Genomic DNA, 7,465 nt, shown 5'->3' on the forward strand with positions numbered 1-7,465 from the left:
CCACAATTAATATTGCACAACATATCCTTTGTAAATTAATTCTATATAAAAAAAGAGCAAGAGCATTTGGAAAGTAATCAAATAACGTACTCAAAACAATTTTTCACACCCAAAACAATATTACAATCAACATAAAAAAAATGTATACTGAAAAAAATCATGTAAAAAAAAATAACATCCAAAAAAACACAAAACAAATAAAAATAAAAGTTATTAAAAAAAGATAGTACACACAACAGTGCAATTCATCCACGACCTAAAGAGGTCATGGTATTCTTGCATTATAAAGATAAAGAATTTGCAAATGGCGAAGGAGCTCACTTTTCTTCATTAGATGAACTTGACGATTATCTAGATGACTAAACATATCCAATTCTTTTGAATGAAGCTATAAACTTATATTTTTTAGTCTCATCACCATTCGATGAAAAAACAGAATTAACCTTCAAATAAGGAAAGGTCCATATTGTCATTGAGATAATTGCCTTCCATGTCAACAAGGACAACGTTCAAGTCCAAATCAAAGCGCTGCTTGCACCTTTCGCCAATGGCATCGGCAATGCTGTTTGAAACCTCAACGGAAATGCCAAGCTCATTGAGGATGTCCATCATGTCATCAGTAGTCTTTGAGTCAAACAATCTTTGAAGGTCATCCCGGCCCGCTCCGCAAAGAGCTGCATGGCAAACCATGATTTCGCGCCTGCCGTCTGCAATAGCATGCTTTGTGTTGAAAAGCCCGCCTGCAACCTTGATCAATTTGCCCATGTGTCCGAAGTAGGTGAACTTCTTAATTCCCCTCTTTTCGGCCTCCTCAAACATGAAGCCTGCATAGTTTCCGGTCTGGACAATCTGCTCCTTGGTGACATCAAGCCTCTTGAGGGCCAGCTTCTCTCCGATGTTTCCCGGAACGAAAACAATGTTTTCAATGCCTGTTGCCTTGACAACGTCAAGCTGCTTTACGATTGAGTTCTTGTATGCCTCGCTGGACATTGACCTTGCGATTCCTGTTGTTCCCAAAACTGATATTCCGCCGACGATTCCCAATTTGGGATTCATGGTCTTTTTGGCGATTTCAGCACCTTCGGGGATGGAAATGGTCACCTTAGCAACCTTGCCCTCAGGAACCTTCTCGCTCAAGTTCTTGACAATCATACTTCTCGGAACGGGATTTATAGCATAGTCCCCAACGGGAATCTGAAGGCCAGGCTTTGTGACTTTACCAACGCCCTCACCGCCTGCAATCACCACATTTGACTCCTCATCATCACTGTCAAAGAGCTCGACTGTGGAAACGATTGCCAAATCCACTGTGACATCGGGATCGTTGTATGGATTCTTGTGGGCAACGGCATGGGCCTTGACGTCAGAAACTCGCTCACACTCATCTATGATGATGTCCAAAGTCTTTTTTGGGGTTTCAACCTTGACGCATGCAATGTCTGGAGACTCCAATATCGCATCCAATGCGGCCAGAGAGCATGCTGTGGCAACTGTTCCTGTTGTAACGCCAGTATAATTGTCATTAGCCATTTTGAATAAAATAAATAAAAAAAGAAAGAATCTATAATTTAGATTCAAGTGCGTCTATAAGTTCGTCTTCACTAGGTGCACCTACAAAGGTAACTTCCCCGTCGATTACAACAGTAGGAACTGCCATGATTTGGTAGTCCATTGCCCTTTGTCTGTTGTCAGGGTTTTCTGGGTCGTCGATTTTGACTGATTCAACATCAATCGCATCGCCTAATTTAGCTTTTGCCTTTTCAGCAGCGTCAATTGCTGCAGGACAGTGTGGACATGTACTTGTGGAAAATACTTCTACTTTAATTGCCATAATAAATGTCTCCTTTAATAATTCGATTTGTATTTATTTCTATTATTCAAGTTATATATAACTGTTACCCAGAAATAGTTACCAGACGCTCTCTAATAATATTTATTATATATTAAAAAAATAAAGTTTAAATGATTAAAATGGAAAACTTAAGAGACGATATCAGAACAATAATAAACAGCGCATACCCATATATCGAGGAGTTCAACCCCGCCCAAAAGGCAGTGATTGAATCCGGATATCTGGAAGACAAATCAAATTATATAATCTGCATACCTACAGCAAGTGGAAAGACAGTTTTGGGAGTGTTGCCTGCCCTTAAAACCATATTGGATGGTGGAAAGGCAGTCTATGCCGCACCGCTGCTTTCAATCCAGAACGAGAAGGTCAAGGAGTTCAAGGCCTTTGAGGAGCATGGAATCAGTGTCGGCAGGCACCCGTCAAGTTCTGATTTATCAGTAATGGTTTTCGAGTCATTCGACGCCCTTACAAGGTTTTCCTGGAACACACTGAGGGACGTTGACACCCTCATCATAGACGAGTTCCACATGATTGGCGAGTACAGCCGTGGACCTACCCTTGAGGCTGCAATAACAAGGGCAAAGATAATCAACCCGTCAATGAGGATAATTGCGCTGTCCGCAACATTGAGAAACATCGAGGAGATTGAAGGGTGGCTCGAGGGAACATGCGTTGAGCACGACTATCGTCCTGTTCCATTAAATAAGGAGGTATTGGACGCTGAAATGTTCAACACCAAAAACAAGAACGACGTGATTGTCAAGGTGCTTGAAAAGTCAATTCAAGACGGCTCACAGGCACTGTCTTTCGTATCAACAAGGAGATTCACCGAAAGCCTTGCCACATACGTCGCCAAAAAGATAAACAAGAAAATCAACTTCAAGCAGAGGGAAGCGTTCAAGGAAGTTGCAGAAAAGATCCTTGAGGTTCCAAAGAAAAAGGGATCACTTCCGACAAGCACATGTCTGAAACTGGCTGAAAGCTGTGAGCACGGAGTGGCATTCCACCATGCAGGCCTTTTCAACGAGCAGAAGGAAATCATCGAGGACGAGTTCAGAAACGGAAACATCCTTATGATTACCGCAACACCTAGCCTCATGTACGGTGTCAACCTTCCTTCAAAAACAGTGATAATCAGGGACCACACAAGATGGACAAGCAACGGACCGCAGCCTATTCCTGTTTTCGACTACGAGCAGATGTCAGGACGTGCGGGAAGGCCGCAATACGATGATGTCGGATATTCATATCTGATAGCCAAGACAATGGATGAGGCATTGAACCTTCAGGACTTCTACATCGAGGGAGACATCGAGCTTACAAACTCAAAGCTTGTCGACAACAAGGATGCAATCTACAGGCAAATCATTGCGCAAATCGCATCATCACTTTCCAAGAATCTTGAGGAGCTGACAGACTTCTTCTCAAAGACCCTGTACGGATACCAGATGAAGAACAACCCTTCAATGGCATTGTTTGCAGAGGACAGCCTCAAATACGAGCTTGAGAATGCACTCTCATTCCTGCTTCAGAACGGAATAATTAGAGCAACACCGGAAGGGCTGAAGACAACAGAGTTTGGTAACCTCATAGCAAGGTCAAACTACTCCGTTGAAACCGCAGTCAAAATCAAGGAGTACATATCAGACATCACCGAAATCAACGCTCCAGAGTTCATATATGCACTATGCGAAACCCCTGACATGCCATTGATATCCTTCAAGGGAAGAAAGTCAAAGGACCCTGTCATGGAAAAGCTTTCAGAACATGGTCTTTTTGCAGTCAACATCGGAAATCCCGAAGCAACTGCAGTGTCACTGATTGAATGGATAGATGAGAGAAGCGAGTATGAGATAGAAAACAGGTACAGCGTATATTCAGCTTCAACCAGAAGGTCCGCTTATGAGGCTTCAAAGCTTGTCAAGTTTGCTAAAGACACTTCAGAAGTATTGGGCAACTATTCAAACCTAAAGGACTTCGACATGCTTTCAGCAAGACTGTACTATGGTGTAAAAACAGATATAATACCATTAGTAGTCGGCGTCAAAAGGCTCGGTAGAAAAAGGGCCAGAAATCTGGTCAAAATATTTGGAAATGATTTGAGTGGCGTTTCAGAAAATGAGTTGCAGAAAGTTGAGGGAATCGGCCCTAAACTTGCTGAAAAAATAAAATTATTTTCAAACAAATAAAAAAAAAATAGGAGGATTTAACCTCCACCATTACCGGCATCAGTTGCAAGTTCGAAACTGTCAAAGTCTTGAGCCTTCTCTTTAAGGTCTTCAATGTCGACTTCAACGTTTTCTCCCCATGTGTTCCTTTTGATGTCTTTCTCATCAAGCAGTTCAACATGGCTAGCAAGATACCATAACTCTGTCTTGTCGAGTTTAACCCATCCCTTCTCATTTTCGACTTTCATGTCTAAAACCTTACCTATGGTTCCGGTGTCGACATATCGAACATGAGAGTCAAGAGGTATTTCTAAATCTCTTGCATCTACAACCATTTTTAAAACCTACATCTATTCGTCGTCTTCGATTTCGATTTCAACGGTTTCGGCTTCTTCAGCTGCGTCTTCTTCAGTTTCTTGAGTGATTTCTTTGTTTAAGATTACGTATGCACCAATGGTTGCTACATCATCAAAACTGATTTCTAATTCGTCTCTGGAGAAGATGTTTTTTTGTAAAGTTAAAGCGATTGTTTCGATTTTACCGGTTTCGGTGTTGAAATCAACATTTTCAACTTTACCAACTACATTTGCGTTTTTGTCTAAAACTGTAGATCCTAAAAATTCTTTGATTTGCATAATTTTCACCTTAAAATTTTTTTTAAATTTGTTTTATATTTAATAATATAAATCATTAACTATTTAAATAAAACCAGTATATAAAATTAACTATTAAATTCATACCAGGTGAAAAAATAATGGAAAAAGCATGTCGAACAATAATTGAAGACATTCTCGATGGAAAGATATCAACCCGCCGTGAGCTTGAGGTTGAAAAAAGGCAATTGTGCAGGGATTTGAAACTGTCCAGATTCATGAGCAATGCAGACATCCTGGAATATGCCAAACCTGATGAAAAGGAGCTTGTTTCCGGAATACTGAAAAAGAAGCCCACAAGAACAATGTCAGGTGTTGCAATCGTGGCCGTGATGTGCCATCCCCACAAGTGCCCCCACGGAAGATGCTTCTATTGTCCGGAAAGTGACATCGCACCACCTAGTTACACCGGTGAGGAGCCTGCTGCACTTAGGGGAAGGATGTATGAATTCCACCCTTACGTACAATGCTTCAACCGCCTGAAACAGCTCAAAAAGATAGGCCACCCTATCGACAAGGTTGAACTCATCATAATGGGAGGGACATTCCCTTCAAGAGACCTTTCATACCAGCAATGGTTCGTTTCACAATGCCTGAAGGCCATGTGCGACTTTGGCCTCATAATGGAGAACAAGCCGACAAATTATGATTACAACCTTGATTATGATGAAATAAGGGAATTCGAAAAGGGAGTGTTGAAAACATATCCCCCTAACGATTACGTCCTGATTGAGGATGTCCAGAAGGTCAACGAGAACTCAAAGGTTAGATGTGTCGGAATGACTTTCGAGACACGTCCAGACTACTGCAAGCATGACCACATAAACAGGATGCTTGACTTTGGAGTGACTAGAGTGGAGCTTGGAGTGCAGACACTGTCAGATGAGCTTTACACCAAAATCAAGAGAGGACATACGATTTCAGATGTCATTGAGGCAAACCAGCTTTTAAGGGATTCCGCAATTAAGGTTGCGATGCACATGATGCCCGGACTCTTTTCAGACCAGAAGCAGGACCTCAAGATGTTCAAGCAGCTTTTCACAGACGACAACTTCAAGCCGGACATGCTGAAAATCTACCCTTGCCTTGTGACAAAGGGAAGCGAACTGTATGACATGTGGGAAAGGGGCGAATATGCACCATATACCGATGAGGAAGCGGTCGAGCTGATTACAAAGGTCAAGGCGATTCTTCCGAAATGGGTTAGGACCATGAGAATCCAAAGGGACATTCCATCCACCCTCATCGAGGCAGGAGTAAAGAAATCCAACCTTGGAGAGCTTGTCTACAACAATCTCGAAAAAGAACACATAAACTGCCAATGCATACGTTGCCGTGAAATCGGCCACAAGAAGACATCACAGGAATATTCATTGGACGACTTTGAACTGTTCAAGGAGAAATATGTTGCATGCAACGGAGAGGAATATTTCCTGTCAATCGAGGACTACAACGAGGAAAGCATTGCAGGATTCATAAGGTTGCGCCTGCCTTCCAAAGACCATTTCAGGGACGAGATTACTGACACCACAGCACTCATCCGTGAGCTTCACGTTTACGGAAACATGATAAAGATCGGTGGCAAGAACCCTAGAATCGGCCAGCATACAGGATTCGGCGAAAGACTTCTTAAGGAAGCTGAAAACATTGCAATTGATAACGGCAAGGACGAGGTTGCAATCATAAGCGGTATCGGAACCCGGAACTATTACCGCAAGTTCGGCTATGAGAAGGTCGGCCCGTACATGAAGAAAAAAATCTTATGAAAATATTTAAATATAATTGTTCGCATATATACTAACTAATTAGAGAGAGTGTTTATTATGTATAATATAAAAAATTCAAAAATGTTAGCAAGCCTAATCAACTACACCAATCTTAACAACATGATTAGTGAAGGTGAAATGAAAGAGTTCCTTGAAAAAGCAAAAGAGTTGAACTTCCATTCAGTAGTCATTTCACCAACATACATATCATTGGCAAAGGAGATATTAGCAGACACAGACATTAAAATCGGAAGTGTAGTCGGATTCCCATTAGGCTTTGAAGACACAGAAAGCAAAGTTGCAGAAGCAAAAGAGCTCATCAACAAGGGCGCTGACGAAATCGAGATGGTAATGAACCTAAGCCACCTGAAAGATGAAAAGTATGACCTCATTGAAAACGAAATCTCAAAGGTCAAGGAAGCTGTCGGGGACAAGATCCTTAAAGTTGTAATTGAAAGCAAGGCTTTGGAAGACTATGAAAAGGCAAATGCAGCAAAAGCTGCTGAAAAGTCAGGAGCAGATGTCATCAAAAACTCAACAGGTTTCGTATCTCCAAACCACATCTTCGAAAACGTTAATGACATAAATCTCATTCAAAAATACGCTCCAAAAATCAAGATTGAAATCTACGGTGGAATAGACGAATACAAGTTTGCAAACCAAGTATTGACAGGGGGAGCAGACAAGATCGGAAGTAACAAGGGTTATGAAATCGTTAAAAGATATAAGGATTTAAGAGAAAACACTCAAGTAAAACCAAAACCAATTACATTAGGAAAAACAAATTAATTGGAAAAAAACCATCGCCATCCCATTTAATTTTAAAAAAAACTATTTCTAAAATTGAACCACCCCACCCTTAAAGAGGGTGGGGATTCCTGAATTTTTTTTTTCATTTGATTGGTTAATTTTAATGTTTTTTCAGGCTATCTCCGTTGAACCAGCGGTTTAGTATATTAATTGCGGCGTTTATGTCTCTATCATGTGTTTTTCCACAGTTTTGACATTTCCATTTGCGTGTTTTGA

At 41.2% G+C, this 7,465-nt stretch carries 8 protein-coding genes; 3 read left to right on the forward strand and 5 right to left on the reverse strand.

What is annotated here, in order from left to right; genetic code table 11:
- Window positions 1–438 precede the first annotated feature (438 nt).
- Both cbiD and ILA26_RS08305 read right to left on the reverse strand, forming a co-directional pair.
- On the reverse strand, window positions 439–1,530 hold the full coding sequence (gene cbiD, locus ILA26_RS08300) for a cobalt-precorrin-5B (C(1))-methyltransferase CbiD (RefSeq protein ID WP_292896235.1): 1,092 nt from the start codon (window positions 1,528–1,530) through the stop codon (window positions 439–441).
- Window positions 1,531–1,561: 31 nt separating this feature from the next.
- A complete protein-coding gene (locus ILA26_RS08305) occupies window positions 1,562–1,831 on the reverse strand; it encodes a thioredoxin family protein (protein ID WP_292896237.1) in 270 nt (89 codons plus the stop codon).
- 131 nt (window positions 1,832–1,962) lie between these two features.
- On the opposite strand from ILA26_RS08305, the gene ILA26_RS08310 reads away from it, so the two are divergent.
- Window positions 1,963–4,041 (forward strand): DEAD/DEAH box helicase, encoded by a 2,079-nt coding sequence (locus ILA26_RS08310; RefSeq protein WP_292896239.1) that lies wholly within the window; start codon window positions 1,963–1,965, stop codon window positions 4,039–4,041.
- Between the two features lie 17 nt (window positions 4,042–4,058).
- Here ILA26_RS08310 and ILA26_RS08315 read toward each other — a convergent pair whose 3' ends face one another.
- Window positions 4,059–4,355, reverse strand: coding sequence for a DUF2098 family protein (locus ILA26_RS08315; RefSeq protein ID WP_292896241.1), 297 nt, complete (start codon window positions 4,353–4,355; stop codon window positions 4,059–4,061).
- A gap of 15 nt (window positions 4,356–4,370) precedes the next feature.
- Window positions 4,371–4,655, reverse strand: a complete 285-nt coding sequence (locus tag ILA26_RS08320) for a PRC-barrel domain-containing protein (RefSeq protein WP_292896243.1) — start codon at window positions 4,653–4,655, stop codon at window positions 4,371–4,373.
- A 119-nt stretch (window positions 4,656–4,774) separates the two neighbouring features.
- Here ILA26_RS08320 and ILA26_RS08325 point away from each other — a divergent pair, with 119 nt between their 5' ends.
- Window positions 4,775–6,439 carry a tRNA uridine(34) 5-carboxymethylaminomethyl modification radical SAM/GNAT enzyme Elp3 gene (locus ILA26_RS08325; RefSeq protein WP_292896245.1) on the forward strand — a complete coding sequence of 555 codons (1,665 nt, stop codon included), beginning with the start codon at window positions 4,775–4,777 and terminating at the stop codon, window positions 6,437–6,439.
- Window positions 6,440–6,520: 81 nt separating this feature from the next.
- Entirely contained in the window at window positions 6,521–7,228 is a 708-nt protein-coding gene (gene deoC / locus ILA26_RS08330) for a deoxyribose-phosphate aldolase (protein ID WP_292896247.1), read from the forward strand.
- A 121-nt stretch (window positions 7,229–7,349) separates the two neighbouring features.
- Here deoC and ILA26_RS10355 read toward each other — a convergent pair.
- The coding region (locus tag ILA26_RS10355) for a zinc ribbon domain-containing protein (protein WP_366514893.1) at window positions 7,350–7,465 on the reverse strand (116 nt) is incomplete at its 5' end.

The sequence above is a fragment of the Methanobrevibacter sp. genome, assembly GCF_017940815.1.
GTDB lineage: Archaea > Methanobacteriota > Methanobacteria > Methanobacteriales > Methanobacteriaceae > Methanocatella.

Coding starts and splice junctions, on each gene's coding strand:
- cbiD (WP_292896235.1), bottom strand. CDS start 1,530: ATGGCTAATGACAATTATACTGGCGTTACAACAGGAACAGTTGCCACA.
- ILA26_RS08305 (WP_292896237.1), bottom strand. CDS start 1,831: ATGGCAATTAAAGTAGAAGTATTTTCCACAAGTACATGTCCACACTGT.
- ILA26_RS08310 (WP_292896239.1), top strand. CDS start 1,963: ATGATTAAAATGGAAAACTTAAGAGACGATATCAGAACAATAATAAAC.
- ILA26_RS08315 (WP_292896241.1), bottom strand. CDS start 4,355: ATGGTTGTAGATGCAAGAGATTTAGAAATACCTCTTGACTCTCATGTT.
- ILA26_RS08320 (WP_292896243.1), bottom strand. CDS start 4,655: ATGCAAATCAAAGAATTTTTAGGATCTACAGTTTTAGACAAAAACGCA.
- ILA26_RS08325 (WP_292896245.1), top strand. CDS start 4,775: ATGGAAAAAGCATGTCGAACAATAATTGAAGACATTCTCGATGGAAAG.
- deoC (WP_292896247.1), top strand. CDS start 6,521: ATGTTAGCAAGCCTAATCAACTACACCAATCTTAACAACATGATTAGT.